The organism is Pseudomonas sp. Lb2C2 (assembly GCF_052112205.1).
Taxonomy (GTDB): domain Bacteria; phylum Pseudomonadota; class Gammaproteobacteria; order Pseudomonadales; family Pseudomonadaceae; genus Aquipseudomonas; species Aquipseudomonas kilonensis.
Map to the genome: position 1 here is coordinate 674856 of NZ_JAUTYW010000001.1, position 20003 is coordinate 694858.

Consider the following 20003-nt stretch of genomic DNA (forward strand, 5'->3'; position numbering starts at 1 on the left):
ACCATGTGGAATAGCATAACAACACCCACCATTGGCCGCATGAGCCGGCTTGGAAGACTGACTCGAATCCTCGCCGCGGGCGTCGCGCTGCTCAGTGCGGTGAGTATCGAAGCTTCCGATCGCATTACACCGAAACCAGACTGGTCGACCAGCGACATACCGTCCCAGAAAGGCCGGATTGTCCTGATCACCGGTGGCACCAGCGGCATGGGCTACGAGGATGCGCTGGCCTTGGCGCGTGCCGGCGCCGAGGTCATCATCGCCGCGCGCAACCCGGAGCGCGGCGCACAGGCCATTGCGCGTATCCGCGAGTCCGTGCCCGACGCCAAGGTGCTGTTCGAGAACGTGGACCTGGCTGATCTTTCATCGGTGCGCGACCTGGCCCAGCGTCTCAATCAGCGGCTGCCGCGCCTCGACGTATTGATCAACAATGCCGCCGTCATGGCGCCGCCCGAGCGGGGCACGTCCGCGGATGGTTTTGAACTTCAGTTGGCCACCAACTACCTGGGGCACTTCGCGCTGACCGGCCTGTTGGTGCCGCTCCTGCGTCAAAGCCAGGATGCCCGCGTGGTGAGCCTGTCCAGCATTGCCGCAGCGCGCGGCGCGATGAACCTTGATGACCTTCAGAGCGAGCAGAAGTACGACCCGTACGCGGCCTACGCACAATCGAAACTGGCCGTCCTGCACTGGGCATTTGCCTTGCAGCGACGCAGTGATGCTGAAAACTGGGGCATTCGCAGCATGGCGGCGCATCCCGGCGTTGCGGTCACCGAGTTGGTCGCACGGGGGCCAGGTCTCGACAGCGAGTTCGGTCGGCGCTGGGCAAAGGACCGTGACGCGTACCACTCAGCGGCACAAGGGGCGTTGCCCACCTTATATGCCGCCACTGCTGCACAGGCCATGGGCGGGGCTTACTACGGCCCGACCGCTGACGGAGAAAGACGCGGTCCGTTGGGGTTCGCCAAGACACCGCCCGCCGCGAGCACGCAGGCCGATGCCGAACGACTCTGGGCCGTCTCCGAGCGACTGACCGGTGTGACCTATCGCTGATGCAACCCTGGGCGCGGGCGTCCGTCCCGCGCTTGGCCTTTGTCTTGTTGCCATCTCCCCGGAGTTCCTTATGACTGCGCCTCCCTATTTGCACCGGCTGAGTCTCGCCCTGAACGCCCGCGACGGTGAGTTGCGTCCGGCGCTGTGTGGGTTCCTGCTGTTCCTTTGTCTCTTCACCGGTTACTTCATGCTGCGCCCAATCCGTGAATCGATGGGCATCGCGGCGGGGGTGGAGAATCTGCAATGGCTGTTTACCGCGACCTTCCTGGTCATGCTGGCAGCCGTGCCGTTGTTCGCCTGGCTCAGTTCCCGAGTTCCGCGCCTGCGCCTGATCGACTGGGTGTACGGCTTCTTCGGTTTCAACCTGCTGATGTTCGTCGAGTTATTCCAGTTCCAGCCGGACAGTGTCTGGCTGGCCCGGGTCTTTTACGTCTGGATCTCGGTTTATAACTTGTTCGTCGTATCCGTGGCCTGGAGCCTGATGGCAGATGTATTCGACAGCGAGCAGGCCAAGCGTCTGTTCGCCTTCATCGCCGCGGGCGCCAGCGTCGGCGGTCTGTTGGGTCCGGCCCTGAGCGCGCTGCTCATCGGCCCCCTCGGCGCCTCGGGATTGATGTTTCTGGCGGCCTTGTTGCTCGGTGCCACGCTGGTGTTGAAACGGGTGTTGATGGGGTGGCGCGAAACGGGCGGGGCTGGCCGTCCCGGCGCTGCGCCGACGCAAAGCCCCCGGCAGCCATTGCAGGGTAATCCGTTCAGTGGCCTGACGGCGGTGCTCAGGTCACCTTACCTGTTGGGCATCGCCGGGTTTGTCGTGTTGTTGGCGACGGTCAGCACCTTTCTCTATTTCGAACAGGCGCGCCTGGTGGCCGAGCTCTATCCCGATCGCGCGGCGCAAGTACGTATCTTCGGCACCATCGACATCATCGTGCAGGCCGGTGCGTTGCTGTCCCAGCTGTTCATCACCGGCCGCATCGCGCCGAAGTTGGGAGTGCGCGCTTTGTTGGCCGTCGTGCCGCTGCTCATGTGCATTGGCTTCCTCGGCCTGGCGTTGGCGCCGGGGTTCGCTCTGCTGGCGGCGGTGATGATCGTGCGACGAATCGGTGAGTACGCGTTCGTCCGACCGGGCAGGGAAATGCTGTTCGCGCCGCTGGATGCCGAGAGTAAATACAAGGCCAAGAACTTCATCGACACCGTGGTTTATCGCGCAGGGGACGCCATGAGCGGCTGGGCCAAGAGTCTGCTCGACCTGCTAGGGCAGGGGGCCGGTCTGGCCGCGATAATCGGCGCCTGTTGCGCACTGCTGTGGGGTTACTTGGGCTGGCAACTGGGGCGGAAGGCGGATAATGCCACGTTGCGGGAGCTACGTTTGGCGACCATCTCGGCCAGGGCATGAAGACCGTGCCGACCAGAATGAAACCCACTCTATTGTCTGCCGCGTCGTTGCGGCGAGGAAAGGTGACGCGGATGAGTCTGAAAAACAAGGTACTGGCGGTCGTAGCGGTGATTGCCTTCTCGGGGTGCTCCAGTGTGTTTGCGGGCAAAGAGAATTCCGTGGTCGGAACATGGCGCATGGTCAGTGCAACCGTTGAGAGCCAGGGCATTAAATCGAATGCTTATGGCCCCGATCCTCATGGTTGGCTCGTCTTCACGCCAGAGCTGACGTTTGTCGAAGTACTCACGGATCCACGCGTGCCGGCGTTTCGATCCAACGTTCGTGGCGAAGGCACCGATGAGGAAAACCGGGCAGCGATGGCGGGGAGCATCGGGTTTTTCGGGCGATATACCGTCGACCAGAACGGTGAGTTCACAGGCAACACTGTCGAAGGGTCTACGTTCCCGAACTGGGTGGGCGCTGTGCGCACCCGGGACGACCTGCAGTTGAAGGTCGATGGCAACCGAATGGTAGAAGATTTTCGCCGCCCGGATGGGGCGAAGGTTCACATCGTTTTTGAGCGTGTCAGGTAATTGCGAAGCGTCTTCCCGAAAAAAATCCGATGCCTGTCATGGCATCGGATTTTGCGTCACGCTCGGGCCGTGGAGCTGACCCGCCACATTGTCAGCTGCTAGGCCTGGTGTGCTTCGGCCAACTCATCGATCAAGTGCCGCTGAAACGCCGCAAGCGCCTCCTTCGGTTGCTGTAATTGTACAAATTCCAACATGGGATCTGTGACCGCAGTCCTCACGCCCGCCAGTTCCTCAAGGGTCGCCAGCCCGCAAAACGGCACATACGCTTCGGAATACCCACCTTCGTGGACCAGAACGAGACGGCCCTGACACAGGCGTTCAGCGGCTTTGCGCACAAGGCTGGTCATTTGCCGGAACGAGTCGCTGTGCAATAGCATGCGAGCCAGCGGATCGACAGCGTTGGCGTCGTAACCGCAGGCGACAATAATCAATGCGGGCTCGAAGCGCTCCAGCGCAGGAATCACGATGCGTTCCATCGCGTACAGGTAAGCCTCATGGCCGCTGCCGGGCGGCAACGGAATATTGATGTTCGCGCCCAACCCCGCGTCGCGGCCGCGATCAGCTTCACCGCTGTAACCTGCCGGGAAACAGCCGTCCTGGTGCAGTGAAATGGTCAGCACATCACCACGCTCTTGGAAAATGGATTGCGTGCCGTTGCCATGGTGTACGTCCCAGTCGATCACCGCGACGTTGCCCAGGCCACGGCGGGCTTTTGCGGCTTCAATGGCGATGGCAATGTTGGCCAGGAAGCAAAAGCCCATGGCACTGTCGGCGAGGCAGTGATGGCCCGGCGGGCGCGACAGTGCGTACGCGTTATCGACTTCCCCGACGAGCACGGCATCGACCGCTGCGATGGCCAACCCGGCAGAAAGCGTGGCTATTTCATAACTACCAGGCCCGATGGGCGCGTGCGGCCCCAATTCACCGCCCCCGGCATCGCTCATCGTCTTGAAGCGTTGCAGGTAACCGGGTGTATGAACCCGCAGCAGATCTTCATCGGTCGCCGCGTTGGCGCTGCGTACCTGCAAATGACGGGTCAGGCCGGAAACGTCCAGCAGGCTCTTCAGGCGACGTTTGGTTTCCGGCGATTCAGCGTGGCCCGCGGCGGCAGGTGGTTGCACCCATCCTCCAACCGGCAAGGTCAAGGCGTGCAGCCCGGCGCTGTGCCAGAGGCTGAGTTCGTCGAAGAAAAATGCACTTTTTCGGCTCATCGTCTTTCCATTTTCTTTAGGGTAATAAGGCCATTCATGCGTTTGGGCGGCTGCCGAGCATCAACGCCAGGGACAGCAGGGTGATGCACGTCCCGCCGATCAGCAGCGATTGGAAACCGCCGCTGGCTTCGATCAGCCGGCCCGCCACTGTCGGGCCGATAGCCAGGCCACCGCCGATCACCAGGTTGGAGGCGTTCATCAGTTTTCCGGAGCGGTCGAGGTCGGCCAGGCAGGCGAGGATCAACGGCAGGATGAAGGTCCAGGTGAACTTGAACAGCAGCGCCGCCACGGCAAAACGCATTATTTCGGGTTGGCCCCGCAGCAATAGCACTGAGCCGGCCATCAGCGCGTAACCCAGCAGCAACAGCAGCAAGCGTGGCAGTCGGTCGCCGATCAGTGAGGCACAGCCCGCTCCGACAATACCCATCACCGTGGCGAGCGCCAGAACCCTGCCGCTGGACTCGGCGGAGATACCTGCCTGGGTGGCGATGGAGCCAATAAAGGTCCACACACCGCCCAGGCAAATGTAGAAACTCAAGACCCCCAGAATGCCCAGTGCGGCTTTCCACCGCGAGGCGATGGCGACGTGCTCGGCGCTTGTTTCAGCCGACGGGCTGCCTTGCGGAAAATAGCGGGCCAGTGGCAAAAAGACCGCCATCAACCCTGCGAGGATCACGTAGCACGCCGATAGCCCGAAGTGTTCGAAGAGCCGAGGCAGAATGCTCAAACCGATCGCCCCGACGACCAGTTGCCCCAGCACCCATAACCCATAGACTCGGCCGGGATTGGCTGTTGACGCGGCGCTGGACAGGCAGATGATCATCAATGAACCGCCCGCCAGGGCACTGCAAAAGCGCAATGCCAGGAGTATCGAGTAGTCGGCAGCAAGCACTGATAAAAGGTTTGCTGCAATGAATACGACACCAGCCAGAAATGCGGCGCGGCGCCAGTCGATACGTTTCAGCCACCATAGGGCGGGCAGGGTGGCCAGGCTCATGGCGCCAAGTTCGGTGGAGAACAGATCGCCGATCTGTGACGGGCTCAACTGCCATTGAGTCGCCAGTTGCGCCGCGATGGCCGGTGCGGTCATGAGAATGGTCGGGGTGATCGCGGCGAACAGCACGATGGCTGCCAGCAGCGCCCGTTGAGATGATACGCGCACACGCTCATCCACCAGCGGTTGGGTCTGGGTGTTCATGGGCAAGCTCCGATAAATGAGTTCAGAACACATGGACCAGACGCAGCAGTGCGTCGGTGCCGTGATAGCCGTTGTCGGTGGCGACGTTCTGGGAAAGGCCGAACATCACTTGGTTCTGTTTATCCAGCCAGTGGCCGACTTCGAAGCCCACTTGGGTGTAGCGCTTGTGGGTGTCATCGATACGCTGGTCGTTGATCCGCAGTTCACCGCCATCGGCGTGGATCAGCCGCAAAGCACCGTAGGTGCTTTGCGTAAAGTCGTAAGAGGCAAAGGCTTGCAGGCGATACAACGGGTCCTGCTTCAGATCGCTGCCAAAGTAGTCGTCGTTCTTGCCGTAGAGCTGGGCTTCGAGGTTGGCTTCCAACACCCATTTTTCGCCGATGCCCTGGGTGTAGTTGTAAACGAAGGTGGCCCCCCAGCGATTGGCGCCGGGCGATACATCTGGATTGTCGTTGTGGTATTCGCCAATCGGCAGCGTAATCAGCGTCAGCAATCCGCTGTAAGTGCGTGAGGCAGGGTCATTGATCAAGAACAGGGTGCCGCCGACCTGAGGGTCGCCAAAGCCACTTTCCCCGGTGTGTTGGCTGGCACCTGGCAGGCGCGCGTTGATGTCGGCGAAGGGCACGATGAACTGTGGCGTACATAGCGTGCCGCAGATGTCGGTGAAAAATACCTGGCGGTAAGCCATGGCGTTGACCTTCAGGTCGGCCTTGCCGGTGCTGTCGGCCGGGCCATGGAAGTCGTCAGCTCGGCTTGCCGGCAGATAGAGCAGGCCCAGGTTGGTGCCCGAAGGCGCGCCGAAAAAATCCCGGGCGTTGAGGTCGGCGGCACTGGCGTGCAGGCTCGACAAGCCGCCGATCAGGGCCAGCGCTGTATTGCGAGTGAACGTGTTGGTCATGGGTATTGCATCTCTTCTTTGAGTTGTTGTTTGGGCAATGGCTCGCCCGTAGGTGGCAGAGGGGCAAAAAAAGGGCAAAGGTGTCCCGTGGCCGTCAAAACGACAGCGAAAAAGTCAGCGCGAGTCAGCGGTGCGGATCAGTCAGGCGGGGCATGCAGCAAATGGGCGATACGGGCTTTGTCCTTGACCCCGAGCTTGCTGTAGATAGCGCGGATGTGGTGGCGCACGGTATTGGGGGACATGCCCAGGTCGCGGGCGACTTCCTTGTAGGTCTTGCCTTCGCCGAAGCCTTGGGCCACGGCGTTTTCCCGTGGGCTCAGTTGCATCAGCACCGTGCGGCTGCGGGCGGCCAGCAGGAGCAGATCGCCGACCGTCGAGGCCTCGACCTGCAAGTGCTTGCCTTCATAGCCGTCGGCGTCCATCGCCACCGGCAGGCAAGGACCGCTCCAGTCCGGCCATTCGCTCAACAGCAAGTCGACGAAGCCTCGTTCTGCGCAGTGCAGGGTGCCGCGTCGGTCGCACACGGCTAGCGCGAGATTGCGTGGGTGGGTGAGAGCTTCGCGCATGGCCACCAGGGTGCGAATCTGATTGGCGGACACCGCCGCCACCAGGTGCAGCATGAGGTTGTTCAACAGCAGGCAGTCCTGCTCGGTAAAGCGTGCCGCGTCGGTCGCGCGATAGAGCGCGAGGTGATCGCTGAGATGGGTTTGCGGGTCGATGTACACCACGCACAGCAATTCGCCAATGGCGTAGGTCTCGCCGAGCCAGTTGAGCCCGGGGCCGCTGGCAGGGTTACGCATGTCGACAACGACGGCTTGCCCGGGAACATCGTGAGCCCTGGTGACGGTCACATCGATATGACGAATCGACTGCCAGTCCGACAGATAACTACGGGGCAGTTTGTGGAGATAGGAGCTGTGTTCTTCGGGTAATCCGTCAATCATTGCTCCGCGGCCCCACCAGGCGCTGTCGAAGGGCAGCAGTTGGCTGATGCAGCTCAGTGCTGCTTCGTGGAAATGCTCGATGTCTTTGTCCTGCGCCAGGCGCTGAAGCTCCAGTGTCATTGCGCTGAAGGCCTCGAGGAGGCAGGCGTGACCATGATCATGACGGCTCATTTGTATGTACCTCTGTGCGACATTTTTATTGTTTTCGTCACGAAGTCATTGAGGGCCGGAACGTCGTTTTGACGTGGGGCAGGGCCTGGGTCGAGTATCGGCGGGTTCAAGGAGGATCGCCATCCTACAGATGCATGATGATAGTGCCCGGAGGGAGCTCTTCCGCCTGTGGACGCCAGATATGAAATCCGCAAGTCCAAACGGTGGCCGGCGTAGGCCCCTAGGTGATGGCCTTTTGCTTTTAAGCGTATCCCGCTAGAATTCATGCCCCTCTCTGTGAGCGGCATCAGTCAAATTACGCAAGGAAGTCGATATGCAATTTGCAAAAGCCATGGGCCTCGTCTTGGCCTTGAGCCTGAGTGGATGCGCCAGTTTCACCAAAGATGAAGTAGCCCCCGTGAATCTGCCTTCGATGGCCAGCTACTCGAACAAGCCGAATGTCTATGTCGATTTCGATTTCTATCAGGGCGATCCCGACAATGCCAAGGCCACCGAGGTGCCGCAGGCTCGCGACATGCTCAAACCCGACCTGAAGCGAACCTTCGATGAATCAGGGCTTTTTGGGCGCGTGGTCTTTGACGAATTCCAGAAGCAACCAGGCGATTACAGTCTTCGATTGAAGGTCTACAACCATGCGCCAGGCGGTGGACAAATGGTCCTGGCGTTCCTCAGTGGCTTCACGTTCACGATCATTCCTGCGTTGGCGACCGACCAATACACCATGAGCCTGGAAACCCTGGACGAGCAGGGTCAGCCGTTGGGCAAGACCAGCAATCATGATGCGGTCAACACCTGGATGGGCATCTGGTTCCTGCCCCTGGCAGGTAATACGCCCAAGGCGGCCATCACCGACACCTTCAACCGCCAGGTCAATGCGCTGTTGAAGAACTGGGTCGACAACAACCGCATAAAATACTCCGCTGTCGACACCCATATTCCACGGGGCTGACACCAATAGAAAAAGAGCCGCAATCGCGGCTCTTTTTTTTGATCACTTCAACGCTTGAGTGAACTGCGGGTCGCTGTACAAGCTCTTGAGCAAGTCTTGCAGCATAGGGTTGTAGTTGTTCGCGGCCGCCGGAATGGCGATCGGACCGAAGAAACTGCTGTCCCAATCACGCTGCACATCCTTAGTGGTTTCGTATAGAACCTGATCACCTTTACGCAGCGTGAAGCGCGCAGCCACTTCGCCATGGCCGCTGCTCATGCCTGCGGTGAGCTGGCTCTTGACCAACTGAACCTGCAGCTGCCGGTCAGCACGAGGGTCCAACAGACCGGCCTGACGGAGCTCATCGTTGATCGCGGCCTGGATGTGCAGTGGAACACTGCCCTCGGGCGACGAAATCGGGTTCAGGCGTACCATCAGCGACCCTTGACCTGAATCCGCATTCACCTGCGTCTCGCGCAAGGGCTGCATGGGTGCATTTTGCTTGAGCTGCTGAACGTTCTGAAAGTTGGGTTCATAGCGGGTCATGGTCACGCCACAGCCTTGTAGCAGCAGCGCGCAGAACGGTAGAGCCAAGTAGAGCTTCTTCACAGCAAATCCTTATGTGCTTTTTTAGAAGGCGTGATTATCGACAGATGGCCTTAAGCTATCAAGAATGAGTTGCGGTTTACGCTGCACCCAAACATCTCAGCCGTATTGACTGGCAGCTTCGGCAGCGGTTTTAGGTTTTCTGGAACAGGTCAGTTGGTAAGCAATTGCCAACCAGATGAACCAACCCGGCATGACCACCAACGCAATACGGGTATCAGGTCTCAATGCCAGCAGACAAAGAACAAAGCCCAGGAACGCCAAGGAAAACCAGGCCATTGGTACGCCGCCAGGCATTTTATAGGCCGATTTCGCGTGCAGCTCAGGTCGCTTTTTGCGATAGGCGATATACGATGCAAGGATGGTCGACCAAGTAAAAATCACCAGGATTGCCGATACAGTAGAAACAATGGTGAATGCGGTCATCACTTCAGGAACGATGAAAAGCAGCAGCACCCCCACGAGCATTAACAGTGTGGTGAACGCCAGGCTCAGCAGAGGCACACTATTGCTCGACAGACGTCGGAAAATCCCCGGAGCGTTGTCCTGGTTGGCCAGTCCGAACAGCATGCGGCTAGACGAAAATACACCACTGTTGGCCGAGGAAGCGGCAGACGTCAGCACCACAAAGTTGACGATACCGGCTGCCGCGGGAAAACCTGCAACCAGGAACAGCTCGACGAAAGGGCTCTTGTTGGGCGAAACCTGTTGCCACGAAGTCACTGCAATAATGCAGGCCAGTGCCAGCACATAAAACAGGATGATTCTCAGCGGAATCGAGTTGATGGCTTTCGGTAGCGTCTTCTCGGGGTTGCGGGTTTCGGCGGCGGCAGTACCGATCAGTTCGGTGCCGGCAAATGAGAAGATTGCCATCTGGAAACCGGCAAAGAAACCGAACAGGCCGTTGGGGAACGCGGCTTGTTTATCCAGCAAGTGGTTCAGCGAAGCAGTAACACCGCTGGGTGAGACAAAGGAGCTGGCAATCAGCACCATGCTGACGCCAATCAGGGTGATGACGGCAATGATCTTGATGATCGCGAACCAGAACTCCACTTCACCAAAAAGCCTGACCGTCAGCACATTCAAGGCGAACAGTGTCATCAGCATACCGATGGCCGGTATCCAGGCAGGTACATCGGGGAACCAATACTGAAAAAATCCGCCGACCACGACGGCATCACCTATCACCGCGACGCTCCAGCTCAACCAATACGACCAGCCAAGGAAGAATGCCGCGCGCGGGCCGAGGTAGGCACCGGCAAAATCCGCGAAGGTTTTGAAGTTCAAGTTCGAGAGCAGCATTTCGCCCATGGCACGCATGACGAAATAAACGAACAGACCGATGATCATGTAGATGAGGATGATCGACGTGCCCGAGAGGGCAATGATCTTCCCGGACCCCATGAACAGGCCTGTACCGATGGCGCCTCCCATGGCCATTAACTGAATGTGACGATTGCTGAGGGTGCGCTGCAGCGCGGGCTGTTCAATCAGCCCTGAGGGAGTTGATTTCATTACAAAACCTCTTGATTTTATGTTTTTGAGTTTTGGCAGAAAAGTGGTGTCTTGCGTATTTGTTAGAGATGCAACGGCTACTGACGGTGGTTGTTTTTGCAGAGCGAGATTTGCCGCGTACCCACAGTGGTACGTAGCCCCTTGGCACTTTGCTCAGGGGCATCGCCTAGGGTTTTCAGCTCACTGTGCGCAGGCGTGAGGGGACGATTGCTGGCTGCTGATCCAGGATTTGGTAGAGGTCTTTTATGTTGGCAGGCGTCGGCACCAGGTGGATGCGCTCACCGATTGCATGCTCCTGGGCCAGGTCTAGCACGTAGCGCAATGACGAAAAGTCTTCGAGGGCAAAGCCCACCGAATCAAACACGGTGACCTGTGCGTCGTTCTCGCGGCCCTTGATTTCGCCCTGAACAATCCGGAAAAACTCGACGACGGGAAAGTCGGCTTCCAATTGCTGGATGTCACCTTCAATCCGGGTCTGAGGTTCAAATTCAACGATGACCCGGGCGTTACGCAAGATCTCGGCGTGCAGCTCGGTTTTCCCCGGACAGTCGCCCCCTACGGCATTGATATGCATGCCGGGCTCGATCATCTCGGGCGTCAGAATCGTTGCGTAGGCTTTATCTGCAGTGACCGTGGTGATGATGTCTGCGCCCTTGACCGCTTCTTGCACAGAGCCGGCCAGGATTACTTCAAGATCCGGGAACGCGGCCAGGTTGCGCTTCAACTTAAGCGAGGCGTCACGATCGATATCGAATATGCGCAGTTCCTTGATCGATAGCATTTCATGGAAGGCGAGGGCCTGAAATTCGCTCTGGGCGCCATTGCCGATGATGGCCATGATGCTTGCATCCGGGCGCGCCAGGGACTTCGCGACCAAGGCGGAGGTCGCCGCCGTGCGCACAGCGGTGGTCAGCGTCAGTTCACTGAGCAGGGTTGGATAGCCGCTGTGGACATCGGCCAGGACCCCGAAGGCCATGACCGTCAGCAAGTTGCTTTGACCGTTGTCCGGATGACCATTGACGTATTTGAACGAGTACCGCTGGCCATCGTCGGTCGGCATCAACTCGATCACACCCTTGGCCGAATGGTTGGCGGTGCGAGGCGACTTATCAAACTGCGCCCAACGTGAATAATCAGCTTCGATGTAATCTGCCATTTCGCGGATTGCGCGACGGATGCCCACCGTGGCGAACAGGCGTGCGGCATGATCGACGTCTATGAAAAGAGTCATGTTTTTATTCTCCGGTTCATTAGTAAAAACGTTGCGGGGCAGGGGATGACTCAGCTGCGTTTGCTCTCGAAACCATGCAGCACATTGACCGCATTGATTCCGATTTCATCGACCATGTAGCCGCCTTCCATCACGAACAGAGTGGGGCAACCCACACCCGCTATCAGCTCGCCGATGCCGATGAAATCTTCGCTTTCCAGCAGGAAGTGGCTGATGGGGTCGTCCTTGAACGTGTCGACGCCGAGTGAAATAACCAGTACTTCAGGGGCGAATTGCTGGAGTTTCCTGCAGGCGTGGAGCAGGGCATTGCGATAGCTTTCCCAGGTGGTGTTTTTCGGCAACGGGTAGTTGAGGTTGTAACCTTCGCCATGGCCGACGCCGACTTCGTGACTGAAGCCTGAGTAGTACGGATAAGACACCTCAGGTTCGCCGTGCAACGACACGAACATGACATCACTGCGTTCGTAGAAGATATTCTGGGTGCCGTTGCCATGATGGAAGTCGACGTCCAGTACAGCGACACTTTTTGCGCCTTGAGTGATGGCCTGTTGTGCGGCAATGGCGGCGTTATTGAGATAGCAATAACCGCCCATGTACTCACGCGCTGCGTGATGGCCGGGCGGACGGCACAGGGCGAAGGCACTGTCGTGGCCTTCATCGATCAGCGCCAGGCCGGTGAGGGCGATGTCCGCGCTGGTCTTTACGGCTTGCCATGTGGTCGCGGTAATCGGAGAACCGGCATCCATGGCGAAGAAGCCGAGCTTTCCGTCGATGAAAGTCGGGACTTGATCGTTGGACAAATCGCGCACTGGCCATACCAGCGGCAAGGCGTCGTGGGTACGCCCGGTCGCACACCATTCCGACCATGCGCTTTCAAGAAAGCTGACGTAGCGCTCGCTGTGGGCATTGACGTAACACGACCGGTCAAATGCCCGTGGTTCGACGATCTGGCCAAGGCCTACCTGCTTGACTCGATCATGGACGGTATCGGCCCGGCTGGGCTGTTCGAACGACGGCTTGAGCACGCCGTCTTTCAATTCGGTGCCGTGGTGCAAACGGTGGGAATCACTGAAAACTGTAAACATTCTGCGCATCCGTTAATGTGAACCAGTGCAAATATTCTGTTCTGGACTGGATGCGCTTTCTTTGCTTTATATTCGTGGTTTTCTAGATTTTTCGGGCGTTTTTACTCAGGATTCGCAAAATGCAGAAAAAATCATCCAAACGCATCAGCCTCGACGAGACGGACCTGGCGATACTCACATTGCTGCAAGATGATGCGAGCATTTCCAACGCCGAGCTCAGTGAACGCCTGTCGTTAAGCCTCACGCCTTGCTGGCGCCGACGTAAGAGAATGGAGGAAGCGGGCGTGATCAAGGGCTATCAGGCCAACCTTGATCGACGCATGCTGGGGTTGGATATCATGGCGTTCGTGCACATCCGTTTTTCCACCCACGCCGATCACGCTCCCGACGCCTTCGAGGCGGTGATTGCGCAATTACCTGAAGTGTTGTCTTGCCACAAGATCACCGGCGATGCCGATTACGTGTTGCAAGTGTTGGCAGAGGATCTTGATAGCTACAGTGACTTTATCGAGCAGGTGCTCCGGCGCCAGGTGGGTATCGCATCCATTCAGTCGAGCCTGGCGTTGCGCGAGGTCAAGACCAGTAGCCGTATTGCGATACCCAAATCGAGCAAGGAGTGAGTGGGTTGACGATCTTGCCCTCTATTAAGCACACTGCTTTAAGCCGTTTGCATCAAAGGATGCTCAGCATAGGCGGGGAGGAGGGTAACTCCGATGAGGCACAACAATGGGCATTGAGAGTGGCTTTTGCCTTTGCGCCAAGCATTTTCAATAGCGCTCCGCGAATGCTTCGAGGTGCTTTTTAGTCACCAGATCCAGATCGCGCGAGCTCCTGCAGAACATCCATTGCTTTCTGCGCATCATCTTTGCCCACAAAAATGTGGTCGTGGTAGTAAGCCGCGATGACATTACAGCTGATGCCAGCATTGCCCAGAGCGGTTGCAAAGGCAGCCGTCAAGCCAACAGCATCCAGCGCCGAGTGGATGGTCAAGGTAATCCAGGCGGCGACATATTCGAATTCAAGACCAAGCGCCAGAGCTGCGGATTGCTCGAGGATTACCGTTACGCCTTCCTTCTCCCGAAAGCTCCCCAGCACTTCCTGCCCCTCAAGGATGTTGCTGTTTTTGACAGTGCAGAAGACATAGTTACCCTCATTCAATGAAGGGCTCATGCCGTGGAGTAGTTTTGCTATTGATTTTTCACCCGACATTTCATAAGGCTCTATTGATTGTTGACGTCCCTAGTCTCCGCGATTTTTCTGATAAGAAAAGTTAATTTTTATGATGCAGGATTAGCAAATCTAATGTTGCAGATGTTGAGCATATGGCGAACGAATGGGGGCTTAGCGATATGAGAGCGCCAAGCGCGTGTAGGGCATGATGCGGTGTACATGAAGTATCTGGGGGCCATGGCATGGTCCGTTCTTCAAACCGTAGCCTTTCTGAATGGTTTTCTTTTTAAGGTGGACCGATCACGGCATTTGGAAGGGATTGAACCCTCGAAAGAAGACTGTGCCGTATTCCAGATGCTGGACTTCTTGGCAGCTGATATTCTTCACCGACCCGAACAATTGCAGTCGTTGAACTGGGAGTTGATCGCTCGCATCACCACGCTAGTCGGTGATGTAGAAGTGGATCGTGGTCAATGACCTGGGCACTGATGAAATGAAGGAGGATCAATTGAGCAGTGATTTAGGTCTGTAACTAGACCACTTGATGCCCCGCCGCCGTACCTTCGATTCAAATTTTTTCATGAGCGTCTGTACTTGAGCCCGCACATGGCGGCTCGGGTGCAACAAATCCAGGTCGGCTTTCAAGACTAATTGTCGTTGTGTGCGACTGGCCGCTGGTGAGAAAGGGATGTTCAGGATTTGATGGCGATATTGGCTGCATTGTAATAGCTTCGCCCGGCTGTTTTTTGGGCATTGATGGCATCAGTTGACGGCATATGGAGCAGTAGCCAATGGATTACCACATCTTTAACATCGGCTCCCCTTACATCAACGAGTGGTGGAGCGAGCTGCGGCAGCGGGGAGTTATCACCGCTGGTTACTTCGGTGATCCCGGAGATCGAGGTGACGTCATCCTGCATGACATGGCAGAAGGGGATTGGCTCATCGCCTACTGCAACAAGCGCGGTTACGTCGGCGCAGGAATCGTTTCAGACATCGGCAGTTACGTCTTGTACGACGAGGATGTGCCCGGGTCTCTGTCGGATCATCGTCATGAGCGGGGCGTTTCATGGCTCTATACCGTAGAGAACATCGCAAACGCTGTAACACTCGATGAAGTTAGCCAATCGGCTCCAAGACAAACGAAGGAACGCGAGCGCGATGTTGGCGTTGCTGAGAAAATCATTGAGCTACTGAAGCGCCGTAGCACCGCAACCAAGCCAGCAAAATATTGGCGCGTACTGTCCGCGGTTCAGGCTATTGGCCGACCGTGCTCCATCCGGGAAATTCAGACCTGGTTGTCGCAGCATCATCCGGATGAGTTCAACGGCGATGCCCGTGAGAATGCGACGTTGTTGACCGTTAATGACGTCAACCGACGCCACTATGACCGATACCGTAAAAGATTCAGAACCGATGGTGGCCATGCGATGGACGCGCTCTTTCGAGAAGGCTCCAGGCGTAACGTAACTTATCAGCTGTATCGACCTGTTGTGCACGGGATCTGGGATATCGAGCGCGAGGTGGGTGGGCGTTTCAGGGTGGTGCAAATCGAATCAACTGACTTTGAGCAGGCGCTTGCTGAGGCGCACAAGCAGGTGACAGACGAGGCGCTCAATCCCATAGAATCAGAGGAGGATGAGCGACGTCGCCAGCAAGGGGCGATAGTGATCCGTGAGGGGCAGGGCGTTTTTAAAGCGGCACTTCTCTCTGCCTATGACCGACGCTGCGCAATGACCGGTTGCGCCGTCGTCGAGATACTTGAGGCAGCCCATATCAAACCTTACCTGGGCGCCCACACTAACCGCACCGACAACGGCCTGCTATTGCGTGCAGACATCCATACGCTGTTCGACAAAGGCCTCATATGGATCGATGAGCAACTGCATATTCAGACGTCGGAGCGATTGCAAGGTAGCGAGTACGCCTTCCTTAAAGGAAAGCCACTACGTGTTCCCACTGATGCATCAGAGGGGCCTCACCCAGACCACTTGACTGCTCACCGCAAAGTATCTGGACGCTAACAGAGGGGCCCTAGAATCGTAACTGAATCGCGCCCCTTGTCAGAGATCGCTCACCGGACGTCTTGAATTTATCCAGGGCATTCGGGCTTCACGTTCGTATTGAAGTGACGGGTATCAGTCAAACCGAACAAGCCTGAAGCGTAGCTGTCGACCTGCTGGCCAACGGCAATAGCACCCGAGGGTGTGCATGCATAGACGAGATGAAACCATTCAACAAACACGCCGTTTAACATAATATACATTATGTGTACTCACAGATATTCCCACGGCCCCCGTTGATGGCTGAATTTGAAGCCAATCCCATCCTCTGAATGCCGTACTGTGACGTCGCCGATATTCTTCAGCCATCGGTCGCATGGCTTAAGCATTGGCATGACCTTGAATTCTTTTCCCCCAATCCAAGTTTCTCCACGCTCCCAAAACCCACATAACGTACTAAGGTTTAAATCGCCCGCTGAATCGGCGCGATTTCCTACACGCAGCCACCGTGCGACAAACAAGGAAGGAACAGTATGAATGCCAGATCGAACCCTGGCGGTGACGGCATCGTCCTGACACTGGGAGCCGCTGAAAGTGTCGACAGCGTGGCCTACGCCTATGGACATGCACGCTCGACACTCTGGGATCACCCACGCAATGCCGAGCTGCGCCATCAACACCCGGACGGAACGGCGCTTGCGACGGGTGATTTATTGTTCGTCCCCCCACGCACGACAGCGACCTTCGAACAGAACGCCACCGGGCGAAGGCACACTTTCCGCGTGCTGAACACGCCGGCCATGCTCAGGTTTCGTCCTTATGCACTCGCCGGACAAGGCCTGGCGCGCCACTTCGAAGTATTGCGTGGCGACACGCTGCTGGGGCGTGGTACGGCCGAAGCTAACGGCGACATCGTCTGGCCGCTTGAGCCAACCGCCGATGACATCACCGTACGCGTAACCTTTGACGGCTTCTCCCGTGACTACCAATTGAGGCTTCGCGCGCTCGACCCGATCAGCACCCTCAAGGGCGTGCAACAACGCTTGCGTGGCCTCGGCTACTTCAGCGGCGAATGCGACGGTCAGATGAATGACGCGACCCGGGTGGCCATCGGTGCGTTCAAGATGCAGGCCGGGTTGCCCGACGACGAAGAGTTACTGAGCGATGCCGTACGCGCGACGCTCCACGGCTACCACGGAGAGGCCCCATTATGATCCAGGTTCACAAAACACCAACGGTCCCTCCGGCGCTGCAGCGCTCGCATGATGAGATGAAAAAAACGGTCCAGCAGGCTGTCCAGGCTGGCGCAGTGGTGGTCCTCTGCACCAAAGGCACCAACACCGCCAAAACAAAGACTGTCCCGAATGGCGCGATGAAGATCGTCATCGACGACGATCAGTACAAACCGCCTCACGCCAAGGCGCTGCTGAAGGTGGACCAACATGGCAAATGTGCCTTTTGCGAGGCGCGCTTCATGAGCACCGCAGGCGGAGATGTAGAGCACTTTCGGCCGAAAAAACGCCACGACGATTTCGTCCCAGTGGGCGCCCAGGCACTCGATAACCTCGGCTATTTTCAATACGTTTACGACTGGAGCAACCACTTGTGGTCATGCAAGGAGTGCAACGAGACCTACAAGAAGAACTACTTCGACGTGATACCGGACAACCTGACGGATCCGCCCCCGAGCCTGGAAGACTTCGACACCGAGGACGAGTTCTGGCAAGCCATTGGCGAATGGGGTCGTTTCACCCCACCGCAACACGACGCTTGGGACAACCCGAGCAATGCCGAAAAGCCGGTGTTGATCAATCCTGTCACCGAGAATCCGCGCGAACACATCAGCTTCGACTCAGAGACGGGACAAGCCCTTCCCGCTCCTCTCAATGACCTTAACCAACAAATGCAACCCACGAGCGACAGGGGTGGCAAAAACATTCTTGTCCTCGGCCTGAACCGCAAGGAGCTTGTGTTTGCCCGCATGCGGCACCTGGCGATGTTGCGGGGCGTGTTCCTGGAGATGACCCGCAGCTTCGACCTGACGATCGAGTTTCTGAAATGGCAGCGTGGAGACGGGTGGTTCAAGACCCTGACGGTGCCAACATTGCGCTACCAGGTGAAATACCCCGCCGCTTACCCGGTGTCGGAGGATCAAACCCGCTCGGCCATCGAGTTTTTGTACTACTCGACGACACCCCAGGCGCCATTTTCAGCCTTGGCGATGGATGCCTTTGCCTGCTGGAGCCTGGAGCTGGCCAGGCACGTGATGCAGTCACGCGAGCACATCACTCAGTTGCAGGCAGCACAAAGCGGGAATGCCCCGGCCACCCGCAGTGTCCACGAACTTCCCCGGCTCGGCCTGCATGCGGTCATCCTGGCTACCTACCAGGCGGACATGGAGGCGCTGCAAGCGTTGCGCGACACCCTTGATGCGTATGCCCCGTTATGGGACGCCGGATTTGAGCAAACACACATCGAATACGTCTGCCGCGACCGCCTGGCAAAGGTCATGGCTCTGCACGCCAAATTTTACAAGGACCAAAAAGGCTTTCCCCGTTACGACCCGGCTTTTGTCACTGCTTTTCTGAACCACGAACGCGATGTCCTTGACGTCTGGAATGCCCTGGAAACCTATGAGTGCGACAAGGATACATGGCGCAGCGCGATAGACACGATGAACCAAAACCTGACGGAATACGGGCCGGATCTCGCAGAAGACCTCACTGCCCATTGCAATCAGATCGTCGCCAGGCTCAACCATGCGACGCAGGCGTTCACCCAGAATCGAAACCTGAATCAGACAGCGCCCTGGTGCAGCGAAGTGGTCAAGATCGGTCAGGATGGTGAACTGCTTGCCGCTGAGCTCGACCGTCGGTGCCAGGCCTGTGCAAACGAAGATGTGAGCAACAGCACCAGCAGCATGCGTGTCACACTGACGGAAGTTGCCGAGGCCATCGACATGCTGAAAATGGGCAATACTCCCGAAACAGTGTTGCCATTTCCGCTGCCAACTCCACCGAAACCCTGGATCACGCCCAAGGCCACCGGGCTGCGCAAGCGTGCCGGCATGCCCCAAAATCTGGACGCCGCGTGGCAGCATATCCGTCTAAAGTCCAATTCATGAGCCCTTCCAGCGCTCCACCGCACGCCGATCCAATTCCGGAAACGTCACCTGACAGTTGCCCGGATCAAGGCCGTCCACCCTCGCCCGTCCGAGTTCGTCAAGCACACCGCTGTGCTGGGTCCCGTTTGGCAATGCAATGACATAGGACTCTCCTGCAACGGGCTGCCCCTGCATATCCACTAACTCGATCTCCACGAATGTCAGCACCACCACCGGCTCAGGTCGACTGGCGGATTCGGATGAGGCTTTTACCGGCAGACGTTTGCGGGCTGCGGAGGACACCGGCGCAACAACCTCTTCTACAGCGACCGAAGCCGGTACGCGAACGGGCATCGGCGGTTGGTATGGATAAACGTAAGCCCACAGCTCCCCGCTCCATAGTTTGCTGGCTACCTGGCGACGAACTTCGTGATCGTCCAGTAGATGGACCAGAGACTCCTGGGCGGATAACAGCGCGCGCAAACGGTGTATCTGATCGGCCCCGGCAAAATGTCGGTGAATAAAGCTGTCCGCCTGCCACGCTTCACGCAATTCGATCCTGCTCGCCCCACTCCCCCCTTGCAGCATGGACGGACCGTCAGCAAGGCTGGATCGAGACCCCAACTCGATGCGATCGGCGCCATCAAAAAAACATATCCGCATAGGCCGCCAGTCCCGGGCAGGAGGATGAAGGGGCAGTGTAGATGATCTGGACATTCTGGCTTAGCGGACAATGCAACAGTGGCCCTGCCCGCTACGCAATAACACGGTAATCTATTCCCCTCCCAAATAGTTAACGCCAGGAGGCCCGTCTGTGTCCCTCAACCGTTGGAGCTACACCCTGATAGCGTGTCTGCTGCCGCAATTATGCGTAGCCAGCACACTGCATATAGATCCTCCATGTTCGTGACTACCAAGCGGAAAT

At 57.7% G+C, this 20003-nt stretch carries 19 protein-coding genes; 9 read left to right on the forward strand and 10 right to left on the reverse strand.

The window, feature by feature from the left end:
* Positions 1-3: 3 nt before the first annotated feature.
* The 3 genes from Q7F16_RS02860 to Q7F16_RS02870 all read left to right on the forward strand — a co-directional run bounded on the left by Q7F16_RS02860 (position 4) and on the right by Q7F16_RS02870 (position 3015).
* Positions 4-1050, forward strand: a complete 1047-nt coding sequence (locus Q7F16_RS02860; RefSeq protein WP_409555591.1) for an SDR family oxidoreductase — start codon at positions 4-6, stop codon at positions 1048-1050.
* 70 nt (positions 1051-1120) lie between these two features.
* The gene (locus Q7F16_RS02865; RefSeq protein ID WP_409555592.1) at positions 1121-2443 is read left to right on the forward strand and encodes an NTP/NDP exchange transporter; all 1323 of its coding nucleotides are present in this window, start codon (positions 1121-1123) and stop codon (positions 2441-2443) included.
* A 71-nt stretch (positions 2444-2514) separates the two neighbouring features.
* A complete protein-coding gene (locus Q7F16_RS02870) occupies positions 2515-3015 on the forward strand; it encodes a lipocalin-like domain-containing protein (protein WP_079303377.1) in 501 nt (166 codons plus the stop codon).
* A gap of 98 nt (positions 3016-3113) precedes the next feature.
* On the opposite strand, the gene Q7F16_RS02875 is transcribed toward Q7F16_RS02870, so the two are convergent.
* The 4 genes from Q7F16_RS02875 to Q7F16_RS02890 all read right to left on the reverse strand — a co-directional run bounded on the left by Q7F16_RS02875 (position 3114) and on the right by Q7F16_RS02890 (position 7437).
* Positions 3114-4226, reverse strand: a complete 1113-nt coding sequence (locus Q7F16_RS02875) for a class II histone deacetylase (protein ID WP_409555593.1) — start codon at positions 4224-4226, stop codon at positions 3114-3116.
* Between the two features lie 34 nt (positions 4227-4260).
* A complete protein-coding gene (locus Q7F16_RS02880) occupies positions 4261-5424 on the reverse strand; it encodes an MFS transporter (protein ID WP_046062423.1) in 1164 nt (387 codons plus the stop codon).
* Between the two features lie 22 nt (positions 5425-5446).
* Complete coding sequence (locus tag Q7F16_RS02885) at positions 5447-6322, reverse strand: transporter (RefSeq protein ID WP_024618960.1); 876 nt, start codon at positions 6320-6322, stop codon at positions 5447-5449.
* 137 nt (positions 6323-6459) lie between these two features.
* Positions 6460-7437 carry a helix-turn-helix transcriptional regulator gene (locus tag Q7F16_RS02890; protein WP_046062424.1) on the reverse strand — a complete coding sequence of 326 codons (978 nt, stop codon included), beginning with the start codon at positions 7435-7437 and terminating at the stop codon, positions 6460-6462.
* Positions 7438-7750: 313 nt separating this feature from the next.
* On the opposite strand from Q7F16_RS02890, the gene Q7F16_RS02895 reads away from it, so the two are divergent.
* Complete coding sequence (locus Q7F16_RS02895; protein WP_046062425.1) at positions 7751-8386, forward strand: hypothetical protein; 636 nt, start codon at positions 7751-7753, stop codon at positions 8384-8386.
* A 42-nt stretch (positions 8387-8428) separates the two neighbouring features.
* Here the strand turns inward: Q7F16_RS02895 and Q7F16_RS02900 are convergent, their stop codons facing one another.
* The 4 genes from Q7F16_RS02900 to Q7F16_RS02915 form a co-directional block, all read right to left on the reverse strand.
* Positions 8429-8974, reverse strand: a complete 546-nt coding sequence (locus tag Q7F16_RS02900; protein WP_046062426.1) for a hypothetical protein — start codon at positions 8972-8974, stop codon at positions 8429-8431.
* Positions 8975-9070: 96 nt separating this feature from the next.
* Complete coding sequence (locus Q7F16_RS02905; protein ID WP_409555594.1) at positions 9071-10486, reverse strand: amino acid permease; 1416 nt, start codon at positions 10484-10486, stop codon at positions 9071-9073.
* Positions 10487-10661: 175 nt separating this feature from the next.
* Positions 10662-11717 carry an ornithine cyclodeaminase gene (locus Q7F16_RS02910; protein WP_409555595.1) on the reverse strand — a complete coding sequence of 352 codons (1056 nt, stop codon included), beginning with the start codon at positions 11715-11717 and terminating at the stop codon, positions 10662-10664.
* Between the two features lie 50 nt (positions 11718-11767).
* Entirely contained in the window at positions 11768-12802 is a 1035-nt protein-coding gene (locus tag Q7F16_RS02915) for a histone deacetylase family protein (RefSeq protein ID WP_046062429.1), read from the reverse strand.
* A 119-nt stretch (positions 12803-12921) separates the two neighbouring features.
* Here Q7F16_RS02915 and Q7F16_RS02920 point away from each other — a divergent pair, with 119 nt between their 5' ends.
* Positions 12922-13422 carry an Lrp/AsnC family transcriptional regulator gene (locus tag Q7F16_RS02920; protein WP_046062430.1) on the forward strand — a complete coding sequence of 167 codons (501 nt, stop codon included), beginning with the start codon at positions 12922-12924 and terminating at the stop codon, positions 13420-13422.
* A gap of 181 nt (positions 13423-13603) precedes the next feature.
* Here Q7F16_RS02920 and Q7F16_RS02925 read toward each other — a convergent pair whose 3' ends face one another.
* Positions 13604-14011, reverse strand: a complete 408-nt coding sequence (locus Q7F16_RS02925) for an ACT domain-containing protein (RefSeq protein ID WP_046062431.1) — start codon at positions 14009-14011, stop codon at positions 13604-13606.
* Between the two features lie 180 nt (positions 14012-14191).
* On the opposite strand from Q7F16_RS02925, the gene Q7F16_RS02930 reads away from it, so the two are divergent.
* The 4 genes from Q7F16_RS02930 to Q7F16_RS02945 all read left to right on the forward strand — a co-directional run bounded on the left by Q7F16_RS02930 (position 14192) and on the right by Q7F16_RS02945 (position 19099).
* Positions 14192-14449: a type II toxin-antitoxin system PrlF family antitoxin gene (locus Q7F16_RS02930; protein WP_079303373.1), complete on the forward strand. Its 258-nt coding sequence runs from the start codon at positions 14192-14194 to the stop codon at positions 14447-14449.
* Between the two features lie 314 nt (positions 14450-14763).
* Complete coding sequence (locus tag Q7F16_RS02935) at positions 14764-15996, forward strand: HNH endonuclease (RefSeq protein WP_079303372.1); 1233 nt, start codon at positions 14764-14766, stop codon at positions 15994-15996.
* Between the two features lie 512 nt (positions 15997-16508).
* Positions 16509-17189 carry a peptidoglycan-binding domain-containing protein gene (locus tag Q7F16_RS02940; protein WP_046062435.1) on the forward strand — a complete coding sequence of 227 codons (681 nt, stop codon included), beginning with the start codon at positions 16509-16511 and terminating at the stop codon, positions 17187-17189.
* Positions 17186-19099: a protein Hnh gene (locus tag Q7F16_RS02945; protein ID WP_409555596.1), complete on the forward strand. Its 1914-nt coding sequence runs from the start codon at positions 17186-17188 to the stop codon at positions 19097-19099. The genes Q7F16_RS02940 and Q7F16_RS02945 overlap by 4 nt, the downstream gene beginning before the upstream one ends.
* Here Q7F16_RS02945 and Q7F16_RS02950 read toward each other — a convergent pair.
* The gene (locus Q7F16_RS02950) at positions 19094-19630 is read right to left on the reverse strand and encodes a hypothetical protein (protein ID WP_409555597.1); all 537 of its coding nucleotides are present in this window, start codon (positions 19628-19630) and stop codon (positions 19094-19096) included. The genes Q7F16_RS02945 and Q7F16_RS02950 overlap by 6 nt on opposite strands.
* Positions 19631-20003: the final 373 nt, after the last annotated feature.

Excerpts from the sequence above, each read along its gene's own strand:
- Q7F16_RS02935 (WP_079303372.1), top strand. The coding sequence starts at position 14,764 with ATGGATTACCACATCTTTAACATCGGCTCCCCTTACATCAACGAGTGG.
- Q7F16_RS02865 (WP_409555592.1), top strand. The coding sequence starts at position 1,121 with ATGACTGCGCCTCCCTATTTGCACCGGCTGAGTCTCGCCCTGAACGCC.
- Q7F16_RS02925 (WP_046062431.1), bottom strand. The coding sequence starts at position 14,011 with ATGTCGGGTGAAAAATCAATAGCAAAACTACTCCACGGCATGAGCCCT.
- Q7F16_RS02915 (WP_046062429.1), bottom strand. The coding sequence starts at position 12,802 with ATGTTTACAGTTTTCAGTGATTCCCACCGTTTGCACCACGGCACCGAA.
- Q7F16_RS02905 (WP_409555594.1), bottom strand. The coding sequence starts at position 10,486 with ATGAAATCAACTCCCTCAGGGCTGATTGAACAGCCCGCGCTGCAGCGC.
- Q7F16_RS02885 (WP_024618960.1), bottom strand. The coding sequence starts at position 6,322 with ATGACCAACACGTTCACTCGCAATACAGCGCTGGCCCTGATCGGCGGC.
- Q7F16_RS02895 (WP_046062425.1), top strand. The coding sequence starts at position 7,751 with ATGCAATTTGCAAAAGCCATGGGCCTCGTCTTGGCCTTGAGCCTGAGT.
- Q7F16_RS02890 (WP_046062424.1), bottom strand. The coding sequence starts at position 7,437 with ATGAGCCGTCATGATCATGGTCACGCCTGCCTCCTCGAGGCCTTCAGC.
- Q7F16_RS02875 (WP_409555593.1), bottom strand. The coding sequence starts at position 4,226 with ATGAGCCGAAAAAGTGCATTTTTCTTCGACGAACTCAGCCTCTGGCAC.
- Q7F16_RS02930 (WP_079303373.1), top strand. The coding sequence starts at position 14,192 with ATGAAGTATCTGGGGGCCATGGCATGGTCCGTTCTTCAAACCGTAGCC.
- Q7F16_RS02920 (WP_046062430.1), top strand. The coding sequence starts at position 12,922 with ATGCAGAAAAAATCATCCAAACGCATCAGCCTCGACGAGACGGACCTG.
- Q7F16_RS02880 (WP_046062423.1), bottom strand. The coding sequence starts at position 5,424 with ATGAACACCCAGACCCAACCGCTGGTGGATGAGCGTGTGCGCGTATCA.
- Q7F16_RS02870 (WP_079303377.1), top strand. The coding sequence starts at position 2,515 with ATGAGTCTGAAAAACAAGGTACTGGCGGTCGTAGCGGTGATTGCCTTC.
- Q7F16_RS02945 (WP_409555596.1), top strand. The coding sequence starts at position 17,186 with ATGATCCAGGTTCACAAAACACCAACGGTCCCTCCGGCGCTGCAGCGC.
- Q7F16_RS02940 (WP_046062435.1), top strand. The coding sequence starts at position 16,509 with ATGAATGCCAGATCGAACCCTGGCGGTGACGGCATCGTCCTGACACTG.
- Q7F16_RS02860 (WP_409555591.1), top strand. The coding sequence starts at position 4 with ATGTGGAATAGCATAACAACACCCACCATTGGCCGCATGAGCCGGCTT.
- Q7F16_RS02910 (WP_409555595.1), bottom strand. The coding sequence starts at position 11,717 with ATGACTCTTTTCATAGACGTCGATCATGCCGCACGCCTGTTCGCCACG.